Origin of the sequence: Streptomyces resistomycificus (assembly GCF_001514265.1) — a bacterium.
Taxonomy (GTDB): Bacteria; Actinomycetota; Actinomycetes; order Streptomycetales; family Streptomycetaceae; genus Streptomyces; species Streptomyces resistomycificus.
In genome coordinates this window covers 1-1,064 of the sequence record NZ_KQ949018.1, presented here as the reverse complement: position 1 = coordinate 1,064, position 1,064 = coordinate 1, and the positions used below count along the sequence as shown (strand labels likewise).

Sequence of the window (1,064 nt, the reverse complement as noted above, 5' to 3'; positions counted from 1 at the left end):
ACCGCCGACGGCGACACCGTCCGGGTCAACGTGGTCACCGAGAACCGTGACGACCTCTCCAGCGCGGCGAGTGCGGGTGAGACGGTTCAGTCCTTCTCGACCCTGCCGATCGTCACACTCCGGGTCGACCGCGCGGGCCTGGACGAACTCGCCGCCCAGGACGGCGTGATCAGCGTCAGCGAAGACGTCCCCGTACCCCCCACCCTCGACGAGACCGTGCCCCTCATCGGCGCCGACAACGCCATCAAGGCAGGCAAGACCGGCAAGGGCAGCACCATCGCCGTCATCGACACCGGCGTCGCCACCAACCACCCCTTCCTCAAAAACCGCGTCGTCACCGAAGCCTGCTTCTCCCCCATCGACACCGCCTACGGCGCCACCAGCCTCTGCCCCAACGGCACCGCCACCCAAGAAGGCACCGGCGCCGCCAACTCCGCGAACGGACCCTGCGCCACCCTCGAAGGCTGCGACCACGGAACCCACGTAGCCGGCATCGCCGCAGGAAACGGCACCGGCCTCTCCCAGGCCCCCGCCACCGGCGTCGCCCCCGACGCCAACATCATCGCCATGCAGGTCTTCAGCAAGTTCAACACCGAGAAATACTGCGGCACCGCCGCCGCCACCCCCTGCGTCCGCAGCTTCACCAGCGCCCAGATCCAAGCCCTCGAAAAAGTCTGGGAACTCCAGCAGGCCGGCACCCCCGTCATCGCCGCCAACCTCAGCCTCGGCTCCGCCAGCTACACCACCGCCTGCACCAAAGACGCCCGCAAACCCGCCATCGACAAACTCCTCACCGCCGGCGTCGCCACCGTCGTCGCCGCCGGCAACAACGGCCTCCAAACCGCCGTCAACGCACCCGCCTGCGTCCCCGCCGCCCTCACCGTCGGCTCCACCACCGACGACGACGAAGCCTCCTCCTTCAGCAACCGCGGCCCCCTCCTCGACCTCTACGCCCCCGGCACCGGCATCATCTCCTCCGTCCTCAACGGCTACGACTCCAAAAGCGGCACCTCCATGGCCGCCCCCCACGTCACCGGAGCCCTCGCCGTCCTCAAACAGACCTA

General features: G+C 68.9%; 1 protein-coding gene. It reads left to right on the top strand.

What is annotated here, in order from left to right; genetic code table 11:
* A partial coding sequence (locus AQJ84_RS40220; protein ID WP_159042808.1) for a S8 family peptidase occupies positions 1–1,064 on the top strand: 1,064 nt, incomplete at both ends.